The organism is Sphingopyxis sp. LC81, assembly GCF_000756375.1.
Lineage (GTDB): Bacteria > Pseudomonadota > Alphaproteobacteria > Sphingomonadales > Sphingomonadaceae > Sphingopyxis.
In genome coordinates this window covers 226,420-247,005 of record NZ_JNFD01000011.1, presented here as the reverse complement: position 1 = coordinate 247,005, position 20,586 = coordinate 226,420, and the positions used below count along the sequence as shown (strand labels likewise).

Sequence of the window (20,586 nt, the reverse complement as noted above, 5' to 3'; positions counted from 1 at the left end):
TGAAATATCGTTGCCCTCAAGCTAAGGCGTCGGCGCGTCCGGCTCAAGGGCCCAACCCGGCAAATTCGCCTTGGTTGCGGGCAAGCCGGGCTTGTACGCATCGAGCAGATCATCGCCCGGCACGACCAGCCGGGGCCCGGCCGTATAGAGCAACGCCGCCTCGACGCGCCGGCCGGGAAAAATCACCCGCAACGCATCGCGGTAGGCCGCCATCTGCCGCAGATAGGCGGGCGCGACATCGGCGGCGTGCGCCGGCACATGCCGCCCGGTCTTATAGTCGATCACCGTCACCGTGTCGGGCGTGACGAGCAGCCGGTCGACGATCCCCGCCACGACCACGCCGTCGACGACCGCCGACAGCGGCACTTCGCCCAGCGAACCGGGACCGAACAGCGCGGAATGCGCCGGGTCCTCGATCACCCCCAGCACCTCGTCGACCATCGCCGCGCGCGCGCCGTCGTCGAGCGCCGCCGCCTGTACCGCGAGCCAGTGCAAAGCGGCCGCGCGGCGGCGCGCGGGCAAGACCGGCGGCAATCGCTCGAACAAAGCGTGGAGCAGCAACCCGCGCTCGACCGCGACCGCGCGCTCGCCCCCCTGCGGCGGCGACGCGACATCGTCCTCGCCCAGCGCCGACGGCGCGAGTGGGCGCGGCGGGCGCGCCTCTTCCGGAGCGGACTCCGTCGCCCAGGGCGGGACGGCAACCGGCGGCGCCACCTGCCGCGCCTTGTCCTTTGGCGGACGCGCCCATTTCTTCGGCTGCACCGCATACACGCGCTTGCGGCCCCAGCGCGGCCCGGCATCCTGCCAGTCGGCGCCCATGCCGGCCATCACAGCATCGACCGCGCTGTGCCAATTATTGTCGGGCAGGCTGCGATCGGCGGCCTTGGTGATCCCGGTGACCACGAGCAATTCCTCGGCGCGCGTCATCGCGACATAGAGCAAGCGCCAATGCTCCTCGCGCTCGGCGGCTTCCTTGTCGTCATGCGCCTTGGCGATCGCGCCGTGCCGTTCGTCCTTGCCCAGGCCGAATACCGGCAACTTCTCCCACGCGCCCGTCGACAGGTCGAAGGTCAGGCGCCGCGGCCGCGGGTCGTCGGTCGCGTCGGCGAGGATGACGATCGGCGCCTGCAGCCCCTTGGACCCATGCACGGTCATCACCCGCACGACGTCGCTGCGCGCCTCGGTCTGGCGTTTGATCTCGGCGGTGCTGGCGGCGATGTGGGCGAGGAAGCCGAGCAGCGACGGCGCCTCCCGTCGTTCGAAGGCGAGCGCCTGGCCGAGCAATTCGTCGATCGGATCGCGCGCCTCGCGCCCTAGCCGGCGGTAGAGCTTGCGCCGCCCGCCCAGCGGCCCCGACAAGATGGCGTCGAGGAAACGGAAGGGCGTGGTAAAGTCGGCCATGCCGAGCAATCCGCGCAAGGCCGCCATCGTTTCGGGCGGCGCTTCGCTTTCGCGCGCGCGCAGCTGTTCCCACAGGGCGCGGCCCTTGCGGCCATGAGCAAAGCCGAAGAGGTCGTCCTGCGTCCAGCCGAGCAGCGGCGAGACCAGCAAGGCGGCGAGGTTGAGGTCGTCGAGCGGCTGGACCGCAAAGCGCATCGCGGCGAGCAGATCCTGCACCGCGAGCGACTGCGTCAGCGAAAAACGATCGACCCCCGCGACGGGCACGTGCCGCGATTGCAGCCGCGCGACGATCCGCGCCGCAAGGTCGCGGCGGCGGCGGACGAGGATCAATATATCGCCCGGCGCGACGCTCCGCCCGTCCTTGCCATGTTCGATCCAGTCCTGCACCTCGTCGGCAATCGCGCGCGACAGGCGCAGGCTCGCGGGGTCGCTCGCCGCCGCGGAGGAGTCGCCCGGTCCGGCATCTTCGTCGCTGTCCTCGCGATCGCCCTCGTCGTCGGCGGCGGCATCGAGCGCTTTCCCGACCGGGAGCGGTTCCCACAGCTCGACGCGGCCGGCGCGGTCGCGGTTGAAATCGGCGGGGGTGTGCGGCGGCTCGTCGCTTTCCAGCCCCATCCGTTCGGGCGCGCCCGCCGCGATCCACGCATCGACGACATCGAGCACCGCGGGGCTCGAGCGGTAGTTGGTGTCGAGATCGACATCCTCGAACGGCCTGCCGCCCGCCGCCGCGCGCTCGCCAAAGCGGATACGCGCCGCCTCGAACGCCGCGGGTTCGGTGCCCTGAAAGCCGAAGATCGCCTGCTTGCGGTCACCGACGGTGAACATCGTGCGGACGCGGTCGTCCTTCGCGCCCAGCCCGGCGAAAAACTCTGCCGCCAGCGACAGGATGATCGCCCATTGCCGCGCGTTGGTGTCCTGCGCCTCGTCGACCAATATGTGATCGGTGCGCTGGTCGAGCTTGAAGCGCACCCAGTCGCCGAAATCGCCCGTGGCGAGCAGGTGGCCGGCGATGCTGATCAGGTCGTCGAAATCGGCATAACCCTTGTCGCGCTTGGCGAGGGCATAGGCTTCGGCAAAGCGGCTGCCCAAATCCCACGCCGCCGCGAGATCGTCGGCGACCTGCATCGCAGTCGCGGTCGCCAGCAGGTCGCCGGTGGCGGCAACGATCCGTTCGGCCGCGCCAAGACAGCTGCGCATCGCGCCCTTTTCCTTGGTGTAGTCGGCGCGCAGATCGCCCGTCCCGGTCAGGAAACAGCCGCGCACCGCGGCCAGCATCGCCGCGCGCCCATGCGAATCGGCGCGGTGCCAGTCGTCCATGATATCGGCGCGCGCATCGCCGGTCTTGGTCGCCCAGTCGCGGCCACTCAGGGCCACGGCCGCAATATCGGCATCGGCGACGGCGCCGCCGGCGATCGCCGCCGCCCGCCAGTCGGCGGGGTCACCCTGCGGCAGGCCGAGCGCGGTTCGCAGGTCGGTTGCCCGCGGGGCAAGGCGCGGGGCATTCGCCGCGGTAAAGCTGCTCGCACAGCGCGCGAGGAAGGCGATCGCGGCATCCTGCCCCAACCGGCGCGACAGCATCGCGGCGATGCTGCGCATATGATCGCCGTCGCCTCCCTGCTGCGACAGGAGCTTGCCCAGCACCTCGCGTTGCAGCGCGCGCGCCTCGCTGTCTTCGAGCGCGCGGAACCCTGGCAAGATCCGGGCCTCGAGCGGGAAGCTGACGAGCAGGGTCTGGCAAAAACTGTGGATCGTCTGGACGCGAACCGCGCCGCCGGGGCTGTCGATGACCGTCGCGAACAAGGATCGCGCGCGTTCGATCAGCGCCGGGACGCCATGGTCATAACCGATGAGTTCAAGGTCCAATCCGAGGGCCCGGAGTTCGGTGCGCAGGTCGCCGTCGTCCATCCGCACCCACATCGCGAGCCGCTCGTGGATGCGGTGCGCCATCTCGGCGGCGCCCGCCTTGGTGAAGGTGATGCACAGGATCGCCTCGGGCGACACGCCTTCGAGCATCAGGCGCAGCACGCGCGCCGACAGCACCTGCGTCTTGCCCGTCCCCGCCGATGCGCCCAGCCAGACATGATCGTCGGGCTGCGCCGCGGCGCGCTGCCCGATATCGAGCATCTTGAGCAGCTTGTCGGGATCGATCATGCCGCCCCCGCTTCGGCCGCGCGATCGTCGGCGTCGCCGCGCCCGAACCATTCGTCGCGGCGCATCAGATGGTCGAAATCGGCGTAGCGCTTGCCCGTATCGCCCGGAACAAAGGGCTCCTGCCCCAACAGGTAACGCGCACTCAGGTCGGCGAGTACCTCGCACGCGCGCTCGACGACCGCAGCGGCCGTCGCGGGCTTGGGCTTTTGCCCGCGGATCGCCTTCACCGCGCCGTCGACATCCTTTTTCCGGTCGCGCTTCAATTCCCAATATTCGAACGCGTCGACGATTTCGGGCGCGAGGTCGCCGAGGCCCGCCTCCTGCGCCAGCAAGCCCAGAAGGCCGAGCTGGCTGTTGAGCCCTTCGCCCGTCGATTTACCCGACGGCGCCGCACCCGTCTTGTAATCGACGATCGCCAGCGTGCCGTCGGCGGTCTGGTCGACGCGGTCGGCGGTCCCGAAAAGCAGGATGCCGCCCACGATCCGCTCGCCGCGCACCTCGTTGGCCACCGGCCAGCGTTCGTCGCGCGACGCCCAGACGCGCTCGGCCGCCCAGCGCAGCGACGGCTCGATCCGCGGTAACCAGAAAGCGCTGGCCAGCGAATCGAGCGCCGGGTCCGACCGCAGCGCCGCCAGCTCGACATCGAACGCGGCCTCGGTCAGTCCGGCCGTCTGCCAGTCCTGCAGGAATTTATGGACGCGAATGCCGAACCACTTCGCGTCGGGGCCGCTGCTCAGCGGATCGAGCTCGCTCAGCCGCAATATCTTTGCCGCATAAAAGGCAAAGGGATCGCGTGCGAGCTGGTCGACCCCGGTCACGCTGATCTGGTCGGGGCGTGCCGCGAGCGGCGGCGCGGGGTGCGGCTTTTCGGCCGGCGCGCTGACGCCCGGCGGCACGTCGAGCATCGCCGAAAGCGCCATCACCGACTGCTCGCCCAGCCGCGCCTCGGGCAATTCGCCCGCGAGCGCCGCGAGCCGCAGCCAGAAACGCGACGCGACCGCGGGGTCGCCGCCGCTGCGCTGCGCGCGCGTCACCACCACCTCGCGCGCCGCGAAGGCGCCCGCGAAATCATGCGCCGCCGCGCCTTGCTGGCGCTCGGGCGCCGCGAGGCCAAGCATCCGGCGGATGCCCGGCGCAAGCCATGGGTCGGGGCTTTGCTGCTGCGGCCAGCGGCCTTCGTCGAGCCCGCCGAGGATCATCACATCGGCGCGCTGCAATCGCGCTTCGAGCAGACCCCAGATAAACAGGCGCGGATGCCCGCCATAGGGCGGCCGCACGCTCTCGCCCGACAACAGGTCGGCCAGCATCGCTGGAAAGTCGGCGGGCGCGACGAGCGCCGGGCCGTCGCCCTTCGCGAGCGCCCAGCGATCGAACAATTCGGACAGCGCGCGCCCGGCATGGCCCGTCCATGCGCCTTCGCCGGTCAGCCAGCCGAGCGCCGCCTGCAACGCGCCGAGCAGGGCCGAAGGCGGCGTGGGAACGCCCGCGGCGAACGGCGCAAGCGCGGTGCCCAGACCGGCGGCGACATCGCCCCACCAGTCGCCGATCGCCTCTGCTTCGGCATGGCCGCGCGATTTCGAATCGTCGGCGCGTTCGGCGATCCGCGCGGTTACCCCGTCCCAGCCCGGCACCAACCCCGGCCCGCGCAGCACAAGATCGAGCCGCCGTACCTGGTCGAGCCAGCCGAGCCGCGCTTCGCCCGCCCGCACGAGCGGATGCCCGAGCAGCGCCACCAGCCGCACCGGATCGAAGGCCGCGGCGAATTCGGCGAGCGCGAGCAACAGCGCCCCCGGCGGCGTCTGCCCGAGCGGCTGCCCCGCGCTGTCGTCGACCGAAATATCCCAGCGCGCGAGCGCCGCCGCAACCCTGGTGGCAAGCGCGCGGTCGGGGGTCACCAGCGCGGCGGTGCGCGTGGGCGTTTCGAGCGCGTGGCGCATCATCAGCGCGATCCCCTGCGCCTCCTGCCCGTCGTCGGCGAACACCGCCGCGGTGACGCCGGCGATGCCGGGGCTGAGGTCGCCCGCCCGCTGCCAGCGCGCGGTATAGGCGGCGGGCGCGAAGAGCAGCGAGGTGAAAGGCGCGCGCGCATCGGGGCCGTCGAAGGGCGACGTCGCGTCCCACGCCTGTACCTCGTCGCGCGATACGCCCATACGGCCGAGCAGCAGCTTCAGATGATATTGCGGGTGCGTTTCGAGCGGGCGCTCCCCAAATTGTTCGGCGCCGGGCTTGTCGGGGTCGGCTTTCACCGGCCCGAGCGCGTCCCACTCCTCGCCCGCCATACCTAGGTCGAGCCCCGGCAGCACGACCATACCCTCGGTCAGATCAGCGACGGTGCGCAGCAGCCGCGCGATCGCGGGCGCGGCGGTGGTGACACCAGCCGCCACCACGAAGCGCGCGGGCGGCGCCACGCGCCACCCCGAGCTCACCCGGCCCAGCAGCCGGTTGCGGCGATCGGCACGGTCGATATGCCCCGTCGCGGCGAGCAGCTTCGGCCACTGATCGACGAGCAGTGACAGTCGCCGCCACGATGCCTGCCAATGCCCGGCAAGGTCGCCGAGCGCGCTTTCGATATCGGCGAGCCGCGCGGGCGCGATCTCTTCATAATGGAGCTGGTCGATCACGCGCCCCAGCCCCTCGGCGAGCTGAAACGCCGCGGCGCCGGTGATCGGCTCTTCGCCGGCAGGATTATGCTTCTCGATCAGCCCCGCGAGCATCAGCCGCCGCTTCAGCGCGTCGATCGCGGGCGGAATGGCGTCGCTCTCGTCGATCGGATCGAGCGCGAGCGCGACGCTTTCGTCGAGGTCGGCATCGCCGATCACCGCGAGCCGCGGCATCAGCAGGCCCGTGCCGCCCGCGCGCACAAACGCCGCCTGCACTGCGCTGCGCGCGCGATTGCTCGGAAGCACGATCAAGCCCTGTGCGAGCCCCAGCGCACCGTCGGCGTAGCGGGCGATCAATCCGGCGGCGAGCGCATCGGCGAAGGCCCGCTGGACGGGAATGGAAAAGACCGTGGGTTTGGCGTCAGCCATCCGTCAGCGCGGCTTCGGTCGGCGCGATGCTCGCCGGGGTGCCGACGTCGAACCACTGCCCCATGTGCGACAGGCCATAGAGCCGCCCCGCCGCAATCGCGCGGTCCCACAATATGTTGGTCGAAAACGCTCCCTCGGGCGCGCCGCCCAGCAGGCGCGGCGAGATGAGCTGGATGCCGGTGTAGACAAAGGGCGCGATCCGCCCCGGCTTGCGGCGCGACAACTTGCCGTCGCCGTCCATATGGAAATCGCCGCGCCCGCCGTGCCCCGTCGCGCTCGCCTGCCGGATCAGCAGCAACAGCGCGTCCATCCGCTCGCCGTCCCAGTGGCGCGCAAGGTGCTGGATGCTGTCCTCTGGCCCGTCGGTCCAGATATTGTCGCTGTTGACGATCAGGATCGGATCGCCGCGGAGCTGCGGCAGCGCCTTGACCATCCCGCCGCCCGTTTCGAGCAGCAAGTCGCGCTCGTCCGAAATCGCGATGCTGAAGCGCCGCTTTTGCGCAGCGAGATGCGCTTCCAATGCGTCGGCGAGATAATGGACGTTGACAACGACATGCCCGACCCCCGCGGCCTCGATGCGGTCGAGGCTATGGTCGATCAGCGCCTTGCCCGCGACGCGCACCAGCGGCTTGGGCCGCGTCGCGGTGAGCGGGCGCATGCGTTTGCCGATCCCGGCCGCCATCACCATTGCGCTTTCGATCTTCACGCTCACAACCAAATCTCCGCCCGTTTCGAGGGCGGCACATTGGCGTCGAACCATTGCCGAACGGGGACAAGCGCCGGATGCGAAAGATCGCGTTCGAGCAGCCCCCACATGCGCGGCTGGAAGCTCTTGTAGTGCGGCTTGTTGTCGCGCTTCCACAGGCGGACGAAGACGCCGAGGATGCGCGTGTTGCGCTGCGCGGCGAGCGCCCAATAGGCGTTCTCGATGTCGCGCCCGGTCTCCGCCTGATAGCGCGCAAGCATCGCGGCCTCGACCGCCGGGCTGACGTCGCGCCGCGCATCTTCGAGCACCGAGGCGAGGTCATAGGCCGGGTGCCCGACGAGCGCGTCCTGAAAATCGAGCAGGCCATAATGCGCGATGCCGTCCTTGCCGGGCACCAGCATGATATTTTCGGCATGATAGTCGCGCAGCACCGTGACGCGCGGCAGGCCGTCCTGTTCGACCGGCGTCAGCACCTCGGCCCACGCGGCGCGAAACGCGTCGCGGTCGACCTCGATGTCGAAGGCCGGGCAATACCAGTCGCTGAACAGCATCACTTCATCGAGCCATTGATCGAACCCGTGCACGGGCAGCCCGGCCATCGGCGGCCGCGCGTGAAGGTGGACGAGCAGGTCGGTGACGCCAGCATAATAATCGGCTTCGGTATGCGGCGCCTCGTCGACGGTTTCGCGCAGCCGCACGTCGCCGAAATCGTCGATCAGCAGCAGCCCCTGTTCCAGATCGCGCGCGAGGATCGTCGGCGCGGTCAGCCCCTGTTCGCACAGGAATTCGGCAACCGCGATGAACGGCCGCGGGTCCTCGTGCGGCGGCGGGGCGTCCATCAGCACCGCCTGCCGGTCGCCGTCGACGATCCGGAAATAGCGGCGGAAAGACGCGTCGCCGGCGAGCGGCAAAATCTGGGCGTCGCCCCAACCATGCGCGGCAAGGAACGCCGGGGCATGGGCGGGCGGAATCATCGGAGCGGCCATCTTGCTCCCCAAGCGGGCGGCACTGTCGCTGTCAAGACGCGCGCGTCGCCCTCACCCGAAATCGTGAGCAGCAGCGCGTCCGGCCAGCCTTCGCCGCCCAGCCGTTCGGGCCATTCGATGAGCAATGCGCCGTCATAGAGATAGTCGTCGAGACCCAGCTCGATCAGCTCGTCGCTGTCTTCGATGCGATAGAGATCGACGTGCGCGATGGGCAGATCGACCTCGGGCGGCGCGTAGGGCTGGACGATCGCGAAGGTCGGGCTGGGCGCCTCGCCCGCGAGCCCGCGCGCCTTCAGCATCGCGCGCGCCAGCGTCGTCTTGCCCGCGCCGAGATCGCCCGACAGCAGCACGACGTCGCCCGCGATCAGCGCCGCCCCGATCGCGGCGCCGATCCGCTCGGCATCGTCCAGGCCATAGTCGCAGGTAAAAACGGTCATGCGCCGCGCGGCAGACTGATCCGCACGAGCGTGCCCTGGCCCTGCTCGCTCACCACTTCCATCGTCCCGCCATGCGCCGCGACGAGCTGGCGCGCGAGCGCGAGGCCGATGCCGCCGGTCGCTGTCCCCGCCTGCTGTCCCTTGGCGACCGCAGCAGCCGCCTCGGGCATGCCCGGCCCATTATCCGACACGATGATATCGACGCCGCGCGCATCGCCATCGGCGTGGAGCAGCACACGCGCGCCCGATTTCCGCGACGGTGCGGTGAAACGCACCGCATTGTCGAGCAGTCCCGCGACGAGGCGCGACAACCGCGGCGCGTCGCCGTCGATGCTGCCGAGGTTCGCCGAAATATTTCCGACCAGTTCGACCTTCTCACCGTCGGCAAAGGGTTTGGCCTTGGCGAGCGCGCCTTCGAGCAGCGCGCCGATATCGACCGGCGCACGCTCGACCGCGAGCGTCCCGGCCTCGCCCTGCGCGAGGTCGAGAACATTGTCGATCTGGCGGGAGAGCACCGCGACCGAATCCATGATCGCATCGATATAGACGCGCTGCTGGTCGCCGAGCTTGCCGGCATAACCCGCCTGCAGCATCTCGCCAAAGCCGCCGATCGAGGTGAGCGGCGTGCGGAGTTCATAGCTCATCCGCGACAGGAAGGCGGTCTTCGCCTTGTCGGCGGCCTCGAGCGCCTCGTTGCGCTCGCGCAGCGCGCCTTCCATCTTCCGGCTCGCGGTGATGTCGAGCATGATGAGCAGCGCATTGCCGTCGGGCAGCGGGATCGACGCGAAGTCGAAATGGCGCCCGTCGGCGAAGCGGACCTCGCCAACGCGCTGCTGGCGTTCCAATGTCGCGGCGCGGATCACTTCCTGCACGATGCTGATCTGGTTCGGTTTGGCGAGGCGGTCGGCCAGCCCGCCCATCAGCGCATCGACGCGCGGGTGCGCCGCGAGCGTCCCCTCGTCGATGCCCCACAGGCGGCGGAAGCGCTGGTTCCACAGATGCAGCCGCCCGTCGGGCGCGAAGACCGCGACCGCCTCGAACAGATTATCGAAGGTCGCGGTGCGCACGCGCAGCAGCGTGTCGCGCGCGCCCGCAAGCTGCACCTGCTCGGTCTTGTCCTCGGCGATCAGCAGCAGCCCGCCATCGGGGGTCGGCTGCGCGACGACATGGAGGTGCGTGCCGTCGCGCAGCAGCCAATCCTCTTCGCTCGCCCCCGGCTGCGCGAACCAGTCGACATGGACCTGCCGCCATTCGGGATAGTTGCGCACCTCGGGCGTCCGCCCGCGTTCGCGCCAGGCGTCGAGCAGCCGCGCGAACGGCAGTGCCTCGGCGACATCGTCGGACTCGATACCGAACAGGCGGCGGAACGGCAGATTGGCGAAATTGAGGCCCTGATCGGGGCCGAATTGCGCCACCGCCGCCGACAACCGGTCGAGCAGCTCGCGCTGGGTGTCGACGAAACGGCGGTGCGCGCCGCGCTCGGTTTCGAGTTCCTGGATGTCGATCGCATAGCCCGCGATCCCGATCACGCGGCCGCCTTGCGGCGCCAGCGGCACGTCGACGACGCGCATGATGCGGCGCTCACCCTCGATCGTGACCGGAATCGTGCGGACCTGCGCCGATCCCGCGATGCGCGCTTCGTCGGCGGCTTCGGCGGCGCTTACGCCGGCAACGGTTTCGCACAATTCGACCGCGCCATCGATCACCGCGACAGCGCTCTTCGCCTCGACCGCGCGGACATAGGCGGTGTTGACGAGCGCGAGATGGAGATCGGTGTCGCGGAACCACATCGGGAAGGGCGCCGCCTCGATCAGCCCCGACAAGGCTTCGAACGCCGCCATCGCCTCGTCGCGCTCGCTGCGCGCGTGCGCCAGCGCCCGCTGTCCGTCGGTCGCGTCGCTCAGCCAGAGCAGTACCCCGCCCGTCCCGCCGACCGCGTTCGGCGCCGCGGCACCGTGGATGATGATCGCCCGGTCGCCGCCTTCGGGCTTGAGGCTCAGTGTAAAGGGTTTCGCGCCGCGCTGCGCGCCGAGGATCGCCTGCCGCAGCGCATCATGGCCCGCCGCGTCGAGCCCGCTGCCCAGCCCGCGCAGTTCGTCGAAGTTGCGCGGCCCGCGTTCGAGCCCCAGCCAGCGGCCGAGCCGCTCGCTCGCTTCGATCCGCCAGTCGGCGCGGACGATCACGGGCAATTGGGGTGACGCTTCGACCAGGCTCGCGAGCCGTTCGGCCTGCCCCGCAACGAACGCCGCGCGCCGTTGCATCGCGATCCCGCGCACGGTCGCCCACAATCCGGCGAGCAGCCAGAGCGCGGCGAACAGACCGAGGGCGAACAAAAAGGCCGGGGAAAGCGATCCGCTCATCCCGTCTTATGTCCTCGCTTGTCCGGATGTCCCGCGCGCATGATCGCCAGCCCTAAAGGCGATAGAGTCATGTTTCAATCGCATGTCATTACGGATCGGCGCGCCGCATCGTCCGATGGGCGCGCCGTCCACAGTTTATTGATCGTTTCCGCGATGCGAAAACATCGCGGCACCGGCCCGCTCCCCCACCCGGCCTCCCATAGGATACTATGTTAGGGAGGCCGGGTGGGGGAGCGGGCCGGTGCCGCCTTCGCCGTCAGGCGAAGAAATCAGTAACGATAATGGTCGGGCTTGAACGGCCCTTCGACCGGCACGCCGATATAATCGGCCTGCTTCTGGCTCAGCTGGCTGAGCTTGACGCCCAGCTTTTCGAGGTGCAGCGCCGCGACCTTTTCGTCGAGATGCTTGGGCAGGACATAGACGTCGTTCTTATACTGCTCGCTGCGCGTCCACAGTTCGATCTGCGCCAGCGTCTGGTTGGTGAAGCTCGCCGACATCACGAAGCTCGGGTGCCCCGTCGCGTTGCCGAGGTTCACGAGGCGGCCCTTCGACAGGATGATGATCTGCTTGCCGTCGGGGAATTCGACCAGGTCGACCTGCGGCTTCACTTCGGTCCACTTGTAATTGGCGAGCGCCGCGATCTGGATCTCGCTGTCGAAGTGGCCGATGTTGCAGACGATCGCCATATTCTTCATCGCCGCCATATGTTCGGCGGTGATGACGTCGGCGTTGCCGGTCGCGGTGACGAAGATGTCCGAGCGCTTGACGGCTTCGTCCATCGTCACGACCTCGAAGCCTTCCATCGCCGCCTGCAGCGCGCAGATCGGATCGATTTCGGTGACGAGCACACGCGCGCCGCCGTTGCGGAGCGACTGGGCCGAGCCCTTGCCGACGTCGCCGAAGCCGGCGACGGTCGCGACCTTGCCGGCGAGCATCACGTCGGTGCCGCGGCGGATCGCGTCGACGAGCGATTCCTTACAGCCATAGAGATTGTCGAACTTCGACTTGGTAACGCTGTCGTTGACGTTGATCGCGGGGAAGGGCAGCTCGCCCTTCTTGGCGATGTGGTACAGGCGGTGGACGCCGGTCGTCGTTTCTTCCGACACGCCCTTGATCGCCTTGACCGTCTTGGTCAGGTAGCCGGGGTTCGCGGCAACAAACGCCTTCAGCGCGCGCTGCATCTCGATCTCTTCTTCATTCTCGGGCGCCGGCATTTCCTGCCCGGCTTCGAGCTTCGCACCCCACAGCGCGAACATCGTGGCGTCGCCGCCGTCGTCGAGGATCAGGTTGCAGGTCGTGCCGTCTTCGACGCCCCAGTCGAAGATGCGGCCGACATAGTCCCAATAATCGGCGAGGCTCTCGCCCTTCACCGCGAACACCGGCACGCCCGACGCGGCGATCGCGGCGGCGGCATGGTCCTGCGTCGAGAAGATGTTGCACGTCGCCCAGCGGACCTCGGCACCGAGCGCGGTCAGCGTTTCGATCAGCACCGCGGTCTGGATCGTCATGTGCAGCGACCCGACGATCTTCGCGCCCTTCAGCGGCTGCGCCGCGCCGAATTCGCTGCGCAGCGCCATCAGGCCCGGCATTTCGGTTTCGGCGATGTTGATTTCCTTGCGACCGAAGTCGGCGAGGCCGATGTCGGCGATCACATAATCACGGGTATCGGCGGCGAGAGTGGCCACGGTTAAGTCTCCTGTAGGCGAGTTCGGCCGCAGGCGAGCGGCCACGAAAAGTCAGGTAATTATGCCCGGCGCCCTAGCCGAAACGCCGCCGCCGATCAAATATAAACTTTTCTTTATATCGCAATATCGACACCGCCCGCCCGGATGCCGGACGCACGAATCGGCGGCGCAAAAGCACCGGCCTCACGAAAATAATTTTTAGCGGACGCAATTGTGACAATCGCGGCCACGATTTTGTGACAACGAGTCGAGATCGCCAAGATTCTGAAAATCCTGACTTATAATGCGTCTTGCGTTCAGCCTAATCCGCTATTGTGACAACTGTGTTACAAACCCCCGAAAATATTGACTTTTTGTCCGGCGCGCGAGAAAATCGGCGAAAGTTTTCGGGGAGATACGAAAGATGAAAAAAATTCTGCTGCCGCTCTTCGCACTGGCTTTCGCGAGCCCCGCGGCGGCGCAATCGATCGTCGTCGTGACCGCGCCGCAGGCCGATTCGGAGGTTCTTCCGGTCGCTTATGCCGAGCTCAAGGCCGGTGAAAACCACGCCGCGGTCGAAAAGCTGACCGGCGACACCGGTCTCGACGCGCGCGATCCGTCGCGACTGATCAATCTTGGCACCGCTTACGCTCGTCTGGGTCGCACCGCCGAAGCCGCCGCCGCCTACGACAACGCGATCGGCAGCCCGATCCGCTACGATCTCGAACTTGCCGACGGCCGCTATGTCGATTCGCGCTGGGCCGCGCGCACCGCGCGCGCCAATCTCGACACCGGTCGTCCGCTGCTCGCGCTCGCGCGCTAAGCCTCGCCGCCTTCGGTAGTCAGCAAGCGGGCGTCCACTCCCGCTTCGGCAAACGCCGCCTGCCATCGTTCGGCGGGCGGCGTTTCGAACAACAGGCCGTCGCTGCCCGGCGTGACGTGCCAGCCGTGGCGAACCATTTCGCCCTCGAGCTGCCCGGGCGACCAGCCCGCATAACCGAGCGCGACCAGCCAGCGCGACGGGCCGCGCCCCTCGCCGATCGCGCGCAGGATATCGTGCGAGCTCGACACCATCCAGCGATCGCCGACTTGCACCGCCTCCTGCCCGCCCCAGTCGAGGCTGTGGAGGACAAAACCGCGCGACGGCTCGACCGGTCCGCCCAGAAAAACGGGTTGGTCGAGCGGCACGTCGTGCGCAATTTCGAGCTGGTCGAGCACCGCGCCGACGGTCATCCCGTCGATCGGATCGTCGATCCCGATCCCCATCGCGCCCTCTTCGTCATGGCTGATCATCGCGATCACCGAATGTTCGAAACGGGGATCGCCGATGCCCGGCAGCGCGAGCAGCAGCTGGCCGGTGAACCAGGTGGGGTCTGTGCTCATGGGCGCCATCATGCCGCGTCGCGGCGGCGCGGTCCAGCTTTTCGAACAACGGGTCCCGGGCGCGCTTGACTTGGCGACCGGCTCACCCAATGTCACACCACCAAATCCCCTCAATGAAAGGATGCCGACCATGACGATCCAGACCGGAGACAAGCTGCCCGACGCCACCTTCGTAAAGGTCACCGAAAACGGCCCCGAACAGGTCAGCACCGCCGATTATTTCAAGGGCCGCAAGGTCGCGCTCTTCTCGGTCCCCGGCGCCTTCACCCCGACCTGTTCGGCCAAGCACCTGCCCGGTTTCGTCGACAAGGCCGAGGAACTGAAAGCCAAGGGCGTCGACGAAATCGTCTGCACCGCGGTCAACGACGCCTTCGTGATGGGCGCGTGGGGCAAGAATGCGAATGCCGGTTCCGCGGTGACGATGCTCGCCGACGGCAATGGCGATTTCGCCGAAGCCGTGGGCCTCACCATGGACGGCAAGGCGTTCGGCATGGGCAAGCGCGGCCAGCGTTTCTCGATGATCGTCAACGACGGCGTCGTCGAACAGCTCAACGTCGAAGCCCCCGGCGAATTCAAGGTGTCGAGCGCCGACCATATGCTCGAACAGCTATAAGCAATCCGGGAAGGGGCAGCCATCGGGCTGCCCCCTTCCCTTTTGTCACATTTTCATGCAACAGCGACGCGATGACATCCAATTCATCGCAAGAAACCACCGACCCCACCGCGCTCGTCGACGAGATCATCGCCGAACTTCAAACCGCGTTCCGCACGTCGGTCTCCAATCTCAAATCGGCCATCGCCGCCTATGTCCGCGATCGCACGCTGCCGCCGGCAGACGCCGCTGCGACGGGGCTGTTCGACTATCCGGCGATCCGGCTCGTCACCACCGGCGAACAGCGCGAGGGACAGAAGGGGCATAATCTCTCCTTCGGCCGCTTCGAACGCGCGGGCGAGTTCGTCACCACCGTGACCCGCCCCGACCTTTTCGCCGATTACCTCCGCGAACAGCTCATGCTCCTCGCGCGCCACTATGACATCACGCTCGAAGTCACGCGCACCGGGCAGCAGATCCCCTTCCCCTATGTGCTCGACGCGAGCGACGGGTCGGATATGGGCGGGGTCACACCGCTCGAACTCGCGCGCCACTTCCCGACCACCGAATTGGCCGACATCGGCGACGAACTCGCGGACGGCCTCTTTGGCCAGGACCCGGCCGCATCGCAGCCGCTCGCGCTGTTCGACGCGCTGCGCACCGACTTTTCGCTCGCGCGCCTCCGCCACTATACCGGCACCGCTCCCGAGCATTTCCAGCGCTATATCCTGTTCACCAACTATCACCGCTATGTCGACGAATTCGTCGCCTGGGCGGGCGCGCAGGTCGGACAAGGCCGCTACACCGCGCTCGCGGGTGCCGCTGGCCTTTATGTCGATCAGCCGGGGGTCAACGCGAGCGCGCTCGTCGCCGACAGCGCCTGGCGGCGGCACCAGATGCCCGCCTATCACCTGATTGCGCCCGACGGCGGCGGCATCACGCTCGTCAACATCGGCGTCGGCCCGTCGAACGCGAAGACGATCTGCGACCATCTCGCGGTGCTCCGCCCCGAGGCGTGGCTGATGATCGGCCATTGCGGCGGTCTGCGCCCCAGCCAGCGCATCGGCGACTATGTGCTCGCGCACGCGTACCTCCGCGACGATCATATCCTCGACGCGGTGCTGCCGGTCGCCATCCCGATCCCGCCGATCGCCGAAGTGCAGGTCGCGCTCGCGACCGCCGCCGAAGCGGTGTCCGGCGCCACCGGCGCCGACCTCAAGAAACGCATGCGCACCGGCACCGTCGTCACCACCGACGACCGCAACTGGGAGCTGCGCTACACCGACAGCGCGCTGCGTTTCTCGCAGTCGCGTGCGATCGGCATCGACATGGAATCGGCAACGATCGCCGCGCAGGGCTATCGTTTCCGCGTGCCGTACGGGACTTTGCTCTGCGTCAGCGACAAGCCGCTCCACGGCGAACTCAAGCTGCCCGGACAGGCGAACCGCTTCTATGAGGAAGCGATCGCCGCGCACCTCCAGATCGGCATCCGTGCGTGCGAGACGATGCGCGACGAGGGCGCCAAGCTCCACAGCCGCAAGCTGCGTGCGTTCAACGAGCCGCCGTTCCGCTAAGCCGGCAGCCGGCCGCTATACGTACATGCCCTCGCGCAAATTGATGCCGTGCTCCAGCCATGCCTTGAGCGCGCAGAGCATCTGTGCCCAGCCCTGGCAATTGCCGTAGGAGGCGCTGAGCGCGCCCTGATTCTCGCGCCAGCCTTCCTCGGCGATCTCGACCAAAGTGCGTCCGTCGTCGAGTCCCTTGAAACTCATCGTCACCTTGGTGCGATAATCGCTGTCCTTCTGCTCGGCGCCCTCGACATTGTGAGGCTCGCCTTCGCTCGCCTGCCATTCGAGGACGATCTTCTCGTCATTCACCACTTCGGTCACATAGACCGGAAAGGCGCCGGGGAAATCGGCGAAATCCCACGTCACCGTCGCGCCGGTCTCGAGCCGGCCGTCGGCGCCGCCGGTGGTGAAATATTCGGACAATGTCTTCGGATCGGCGACCGCCTCGAACACTTCGGCCACCGGTTTCGCGATCCGCGCCGCGACCCTGAATTTCAGTTCCATGATCCATTCTCCGCTTGAGTCGCATCCTTTTATGTTATAAAACTATAACATGTCAATCCACGACCAGTTCGACGCGACCTTCAAGGCGCTCGCCTCGCCGATCCGGCGCCAGATTCTCGACGATCTGAAGGACCAGCCGCTGACCACCGGCGCGCTGTGCGCCCATTTTGCCGACATCGACCGCTGCACGGTGATGCAACATCTGAAGGTGCTCGAGGACGCCGGCCTCGTGATCGCCGAGCGCCGCGGCCGCGAGCGCTGGAACCACCTCAACGCGGTGCCGATCCAGGACATCCACGACCGCTGGATCGGCCCGCACGCCGCCGCCGCGAGCGCGCGGCTCGCCCGCTTCAAACGGTCGGTCGAGGCGCAATGAAAAAGGCCGGGGCGTCGCCGCCCCGGCCTTTCCGCTTGTCGTCGATCGTCCGGTTCACCAGCCCTGCGGCTTGCCCTTGTTCTGCGCGTCGAGCCATGTCTTCAGCGGCGCGAAATAATCGGCCATCGCCTTGCCCGACATTTCGCGGCTGCCGGTGAAGGCCTGCAGCGCATCAGGCCAGGGCTTCGACGCGCCCATTTCGAGCATCGCATTGAGCTTCGCGCCGACTTCCTTGTTCCCATAGAAGGAACAGCGGTGGAGCGGCCCCTTCCACCCGGCCTGCTTGCACGCCGCCTGATAGAATTGGAACTGCAGCACGCGCGCGAGGAAATAGCGCGTGTAGGGCGTGTTGCCCGGGATGTGGAATTTCGCGCCCGCATCGAACGCATTCGCCGGCCGCGCGCCCGGCGGAACGATACCCTGATATTGGGTGCGCAGTTCGGTCCATTTCTTGTTGTAGTCGGCGGGCTGGATCGAACCGTCGAAGACGCCCCAGCGCCAACGGTCGACGAGCAGGCCGAAGGGCAGGAAGGCGACCTTGTCCATCGCCTGGCGGAGCAAGAGGCCGATGTCCTTGTCGGCGCTCGGCACCTTCGCCTTGTCGAGCAGCCCGATGTCGACGAGATATTGCGGGGTGATCGACAGCGCGACGAAATCGCCGATCGCCTCGTGGAAGCCGTCGTTCGCGCCGTTGAGGTACAGGAACGGCTGTTTGTTATAGGCGCGCTGGTAGTAATTGTGGCCGAGTTCGTGGTGGATCGTGATGAAATCGTCGGCATTCACCTTGATGCACATCTTGATGCGGATATCGTCCTTGTTGTCGACATCCCACGCCGAGGCGTGGCAGACGACTTCGCGGTCGGCGGGCTTCAGGAACTGGCTGCGTTTCCAGAAGGTTTCGGGCAGCGGCGCCATGCCGAGCGACGAATAGAAATTCTCGCCCGCCTTGACCATGTCGAGCGGGGTCTTGCCCTGCGCGGTCAAAAGGTCGCCGATGTCATAGCCGAGGTCGCCGGTCCCCGCGGGCGCGACGAGCGGATAGATATTGCCCCATTCCTGCGCCCACATATTGCCGAGCAGGTCGGCGCGGATCGGGCCGGTCTTGGCCTGCACCGCGTCGCCATATTTCTCGTTCAGCTTCCAGCGGACATAGGTGTGGAGCGCGACGTAGAGCGGCTTCATGTCCTGCCAGATCTTCTCGGTGACTTTGGCGAATTCCTCGGGCGGCATGTCGTAACCCGAACGCCACATTGCGCCCGTGTCGGCGAAACCGAGCTCTTTCGCGCCGGCATTCGCGATGCCGACCAGCTTGGCATAATCATCCTTCATCGGCGCGCCGACCTTGTCGTGCCAGCTCGTCCACATTTCGGCGAATTGCGCCGGCGTGTGCTTGAGGTCGCCCATCGCGGCCTCGATGTCCGAGCCCGAGATTTCCTTGCCGTCCAGCGTGCCGCGGCCCTTGCCGTACTGCGACTGCAGGTCGGTCGCGATCGTGTTAAGCTCGGTCGCGGCGCCCGGGGTCGTCGGCGCGGGCAGCACGATGCCGGTGCGCAATATGTCGAGCTTGCGCTTCGTGTCGGCGCTGAGCCCTGCGACATCCGTATATTTGGCGGCTTCGAGCGCATATTTGACCGATTTTTCGGTGCCCACCGCGTTGATCCGCGACGCCATCGCATCGGTATCTTCGGTGAGGTAGGTGCTGTTGACCCAGTTCACCTGGCTCGCCTCGACCGTATAGTCGAACAGGTCCTTTTCGACCGAAGCGATAAAGGCGTCGGCATCGGCTGCCGTCGGTGCGGTCTGGGCAAAAGCGGGGGTCGCCACCGCGAGCGACAGGGCAAGCGACAGCGTCGAAATCATGGCTTTCATGGGGTGCGTCCTCTGGAAAGTTATCGCAGCGCTCTACGGCGCATGCGAACAGCTAGGCGCTTGGCGCGAGTCCGGTCAAGCCGCGAGAAAGGCGGCGATCGCCTCGCCCAGTTCGGGCTGGGTGACGCTCGACATGTGCGTGCCGGGGATCGTCGCGAGCCGCGCGTCGGCAAGCGCCGCGACGAGTTCGGGCGCCGAGCCATTGTCCTGATCGTCGGCGCCGCACACGACGAGCGTCGGCATGGTGAGCGCCGCCAGCATTTCGGGGGTGGTGTCGGTGAAGCTGTCGAGCAGATGCCCCGCCGCGATACGGTCGACCTTCATCGTCTTCATGAACTGGATCGACAGCCAGGTGTCGTCGCCGCGCTTCGCTGTCTCATATTCGGCGATCACGCGCTTGAAGAATTTGCCGCGCCGCTGCCATCCCGCAAGCCCCGCCAGCCCCATCCCGCCGAGGATCAGCCGGCGCGGCTTCATCCCCGCGACGACCGCGCGAACGCTGGTGCGCGCGCCGAGCGAAAAGCCGCCGAGATCGAAATCGGTCAGGTCGAGATGCGCCACCAGATCCTCAAGATCGCGCACGAGCACGTCGGGCGGATAAAATTCCTCCTCGTGCGGCGCGTCGCTCGACCCGTGGACGCGCAGGTCGGGCATGATCACGCGGTAGCCTTCGGATGCCACGCGTGCCGCGGTGCCGAACTTGATCCAGTTGACCTCGCCGCTCGAAAACAGGCCGTGGAGCAGCAACAGCGGCTTCCCGCCGCCCGTTTCCGGACCCATCTCGCGCCACGCCAGCCGCACGCCGTCGCGCGCCTCGAAAAATTGGGGTTCGATCGTCATGCGCCGCGCTATGCTCCCTTCGCGCCCGGTTCGGCAAGCGCCGATCAGCGCGGGAGCAGACCCTTTTGCTCCATGCGCCATTTCGCCATTTCGATGCGGTCCTGTCCGAAGAAGGGCTCGCCGTCGAATACCAAAGTCGGCACCCCCCAATGACCCGCGATTTCGAGCGCGACCTGATTGGCGGCAATCTCGTTGTCGAGCGTGTCGGCGTCGCTGACGGCTTCGGCATCGAGTTCGGCAAGGTCGAGGCCGGCGCGGCGCGCCGCGCCGGCCAGATGGTCGCCGAGGTGCCAGTCCTGCGCCCCGCCCCAGATGAGCTGTGCCGCTTCATGCGCAAAGGCGAGGCTCTTGCCGCGCCGCGACGCCGCCTGCCCGAGACGCGTCAGGCGATAGATATAGGGCTGCTCGGCCGCGATCGCGCGCGTCGCGATGTCCTGCACGATCGGGTCGGGGCGCGGGGGGCCAAAGGGGATGCCATGAAACTGCGCGACGCGGATCATGTCGCGCACCGTATAGCTTAGCCAATTGGGATGGTTGCGCTCGAAGAAGTCGGGCTGGCGGATCGCAAGCGGATAGACGGGGCGCAGGTTGATCGTCAGATCGTGGCTCGCGGCGAGCGCGCGATAACGGCCGATAGCGAGGTAGCTGTACGGCGAGCGAAAGGACCAGAAGAGGTCTGCGGTCAAACTCATGACGTCATCCTGCCGAAAAATGCGCCCG

Annotated in this window: 16 protein-coding genes; 4 read left to right on the top strand and 12 right to left on the bottom strand. The window is 67.4% G+C overall.

Annotated features, from left to right (window positions below; translation table 11 throughout):
* Nucleotides 1-21: 21 nt before the first annotated feature.
* The 7 genes from addA to ahcY form a co-directional block, all read right to left on the bottom strand.
* Entirely contained in the window at nucleotides 22-3,552 is a 3,531-nt protein-coding gene (gene addA / locus FG91_RS07345; RefSeq protein ID WP_037513760.1) for a double-strand break repair helicase AddA, read from the bottom strand.
* A complete protein-coding gene (gene addB / locus FG91_RS07340; protein WP_037513672.1) occupies nucleotides 3,549-6,581 on the bottom strand; it encodes a double-strand break repair protein AddB in 3,033 nt (1,010 codons plus the stop codon). The genes addA and addB overlap by 4 nt, the downstream gene beginning before the upstream one ends.
* Nucleotides 6,574-7,293, bottom strand: a complete 720-nt coding sequence (locus FG91_RS07335; RefSeq protein WP_235211972.1) for a nucleotidyltransferase family protein — start codon at nucleotides 7,291-7,293, stop codon at nucleotides 6,574-6,576. The genes addB and FG91_RS07335 overlap by 8 nt, the downstream gene beginning before the upstream one ends.
* On the bottom strand, nucleotides 7,290-8,261 hold the full coding sequence (locus tag FG91_RS07330) for an aminoglycoside phosphotransferase family protein (protein WP_037513758.1): 972 nt from the start codon (nucleotides 8,259-8,261) through the stop codon (nucleotides 7,290-7,292). Before FG91_RS07330 ends, FG91_RS07335 begins: the two co-directional genes overlap by 4 nt.
* Nucleotides 8,258-8,710, bottom strand: a complete 453-nt coding sequence (tsaE, locus tag FG91_RS07325) for a tRNA (adenosine(37)-N6)-threonylcarbamoyltransferase complex ATPase subunit type 1 TsaE (RefSeq protein WP_037513670.1) — start codon at nucleotides 8,708-8,710, stop codon at nucleotides 8,258-8,260. Before tsaE ends, FG91_RS07330 begins: the two co-directional genes overlap by 4 nt.
* The gene (locus FG91_RS07320; protein ID WP_037513669.1) at nucleotides 8,707-11,070 is read right to left on the bottom strand and encodes a PAS domain-containing sensor histidine kinase; all 2,364 of its coding nucleotides are present in this window, start codon (nucleotides 11,068-11,070) and stop codon (nucleotides 8,707-8,709) included. Before FG91_RS07320 ends, tsaE begins: the two co-directional genes overlap by 4 nt.
* Before the next feature lie 269 nt (nucleotides 11,071-11,339).
* A complete protein-coding gene (gene ahcY / locus FG91_RS07315; RefSeq protein WP_037513667.1) occupies nucleotides 11,340-12,755 on the bottom strand; it encodes an adenosylhomocysteinase in 1,416 nt (471 codons plus the stop codon).
* 403 nt (nucleotides 12,756-13,158) lie between these two features.
* Between ahcY and FG91_RS07310 the strand changes: the two genes are divergently transcribed.
* On the top strand, nucleotides 13,159-13,557 hold the full coding sequence (locus FG91_RS07310) for a hypothetical protein (protein WP_037513665.1): 399 nt from the start codon (nucleotides 13,159-13,161) through the stop codon (nucleotides 13,555-13,557).
* On the opposite strand, the gene FG91_RS07305 is transcribed toward FG91_RS07310, so the two are convergent.
* Nucleotides 13,554-14,117 carry a YqgE/AlgH family protein gene (locus FG91_RS07305; RefSeq protein ID WP_152568030.1) on the bottom strand — a complete coding sequence of 188 codons (564 nt, stop codon included), beginning with the start codon at nucleotides 14,115-14,117 and terminating at the stop codon, nucleotides 13,554-13,556. The two genes, FG91_RS07310 and FG91_RS07305, sit on opposite strands and share 4 nt — an antisense overlap.
* 130 nt (nucleotides 14,118-14,247) lie before the next feature.
* Here FG91_RS07305 and FG91_RS07300 point away from each other — a divergent pair, with 130 nt between their 5' ends.
* Both FG91_RS07300 and FG91_RS07295 read left to right on the top strand, forming a co-directional pair.
* Complete coding sequence (locus tag FG91_RS07300; RefSeq protein WP_037513756.1) at nucleotides 14,248-14,730, top strand: peroxiredoxin; 483 nt, start codon at nucleotides 14,248-14,250, stop codon at nucleotides 14,728-14,730.
* A gap of 71 nt (nucleotides 14,731-14,801) precedes the next feature.
* Nucleotides 14,802-16,283 carry an AMP nucleosidase gene (locus FG91_RS07295; protein WP_052187383.1) on the top strand — a complete coding sequence of 494 codons (1,482 nt, stop codon included), beginning with the start codon at nucleotides 14,802-14,804 and terminating at the stop codon, nucleotides 16,281-16,283.
* Nucleotides 16,284-16,298: 15 nt separating this feature from the next.
* On the opposite strand, the gene FG91_RS07290 is transcribed toward FG91_RS07295, so the two are convergent.
* Complete coding sequence (locus FG91_RS07290; RefSeq protein WP_037513660.1) at nucleotides 16,299-16,781, bottom strand: SRPBCC family protein; 483 nt, start codon at nucleotides 16,779-16,781, stop codon at nucleotides 16,299-16,301.
* A gap of 49 nt (nucleotides 16,782-16,830) precedes the next feature.
* On the opposite strand from FG91_RS07290, the gene FG91_RS07285 reads away from it, so the two are divergent.
* Nucleotides 16,831-17,157 (top strand): ArsR/SmtB family transcription factor, encoded by a 327-nt coding sequence (locus FG91_RS07285; RefSeq protein WP_037513658.1) that lies wholly within the window; start codon nucleotides 16,831-16,833, stop codon nucleotides 17,155-17,157.
* A gap of 54 nt (nucleotides 17,158-17,211) precedes the next feature.
* Here FG91_RS07285 and FG91_RS07280 read toward each other — a convergent pair whose 3' ends face one another.
* From FG91_RS07280 to FG91_RS07270, 3 genes are all read right to left on the bottom strand, one after another.
* Nucleotides 17,212-19,026, bottom strand: a complete 1,815-nt coding sequence (locus FG91_RS07280; protein ID WP_037513656.1) for a M2 family metallopeptidase — start codon at nucleotides 19,024-19,026, stop codon at nucleotides 17,212-17,214.
* Between the two features lie 75 nt (nucleotides 19,027-19,101).
* A complete protein-coding gene (locus tag FG91_RS07275) occupies nucleotides 19,102-19,866 on the bottom strand; it encodes an alpha/beta fold hydrolase (protein WP_052187382.1) in 765 nt (254 codons plus the stop codon).
* Nucleotides 19,867-19,910: 44 nt separating this feature from the next.
* Complete coding sequence (locus FG91_RS07270; RefSeq protein WP_037513653.1) at nucleotides 19,911-20,558, bottom strand: 2-hydroxychromene-2-carboxylate isomerase; 648 nt, start codon at nucleotides 20,556-20,558, stop codon at nucleotides 19,911-19,913.
* Nucleotides 20,559-20,586 lie beyond the last annotated feature (28 nt).

Coding starts and splice junctions, on each gene's coding strand:
- FG91_RS07280 (WP_037513656.1), bottom strand. CDS start 19,026: ATGAAAGCCATGATTTCGACGCTGTCGCTTGCCCTGTCGCTCGCGGTG.
- tsaE (WP_037513670.1), bottom strand. CDS start 8,710: ATGACCGTTTTTACCTGCGACTATGGCCTGGACGATGCCGAGCGGATC.
- FG91_RS07295 (WP_052187383.1), top strand. CDS start 14,802: ATGACATCCAATTCATCGCAAGAAACCACCGACCCCACCGCGCTCGTC.
- FG91_RS07330 (WP_037513758.1), bottom strand. CDS start 8,261: ATGATTCCGCCCGCCCATGCCCCGGCGTTCCTTGCCGCGCATGGTTGG.
- FG91_RS07310 (WP_037513665.1), top strand. CDS start 13,159: ATGAAAAAAATTCTGCTGCCGCTCTTCGCACTGGCTTTCGCGAGCCCC.
- FG91_RS07320 (WP_037513669.1), bottom strand. CDS start 11,070: ATGAGCGGATCGCTTTCCCCGGCCTTTTTGTTCGCCCTCGGTCTGTTC.
- FG91_RS07305 (WP_152568030.1), bottom strand. CDS start 14,117: ATGAGCACAGACCCCACCTGGTTCACCGGCCAGCTGCTGCTCGCGCTG.
- FG91_RS07275 (WP_052187382.1), bottom strand. CDS start 19,866: ATGACGATCGAACCCCAATTTTTCGAGGCGCGCGACGGCGTGCGGCTG.
- addB (WP_037513672.1), bottom strand. CDS start 6,581: ATGGCTGACGCCAAACCCACGGTCTTTTCCATTCCCGTCCAGCGGGCC.
- FG91_RS07270 (WP_037513653.1), bottom strand. CDS start 20,558: ATGAGTTTGACCGCAGACCTCTTCTGGTCCTTTCGCTCGCCGTACAGC.
- FG91_RS07290 (WP_037513660.1), bottom strand. CDS start 16,781: ATGGAACTGAAATTCAGGGTCGCGGCGCGGATCGCGAAACCGGTGGCC.
- FG91_RS07285 (WP_037513658.1), top strand. CDS start 16,831: ATGTCAATCCACGACCAGTTCGACGCGACCTTCAAGGCGCTCGCCTCG.
- FG91_RS07300 (WP_037513756.1), top strand. CDS start 14,248: ATGACGATCCAGACCGGAGACAAGCTGCCCGACGCCACCTTCGTAAAG.
- addA (WP_037513760.1), bottom strand. CDS start 3,552: ATGATCGATCCCGACAAGCTGCTCAAGATGCTCGATATCGGGCAGCGC.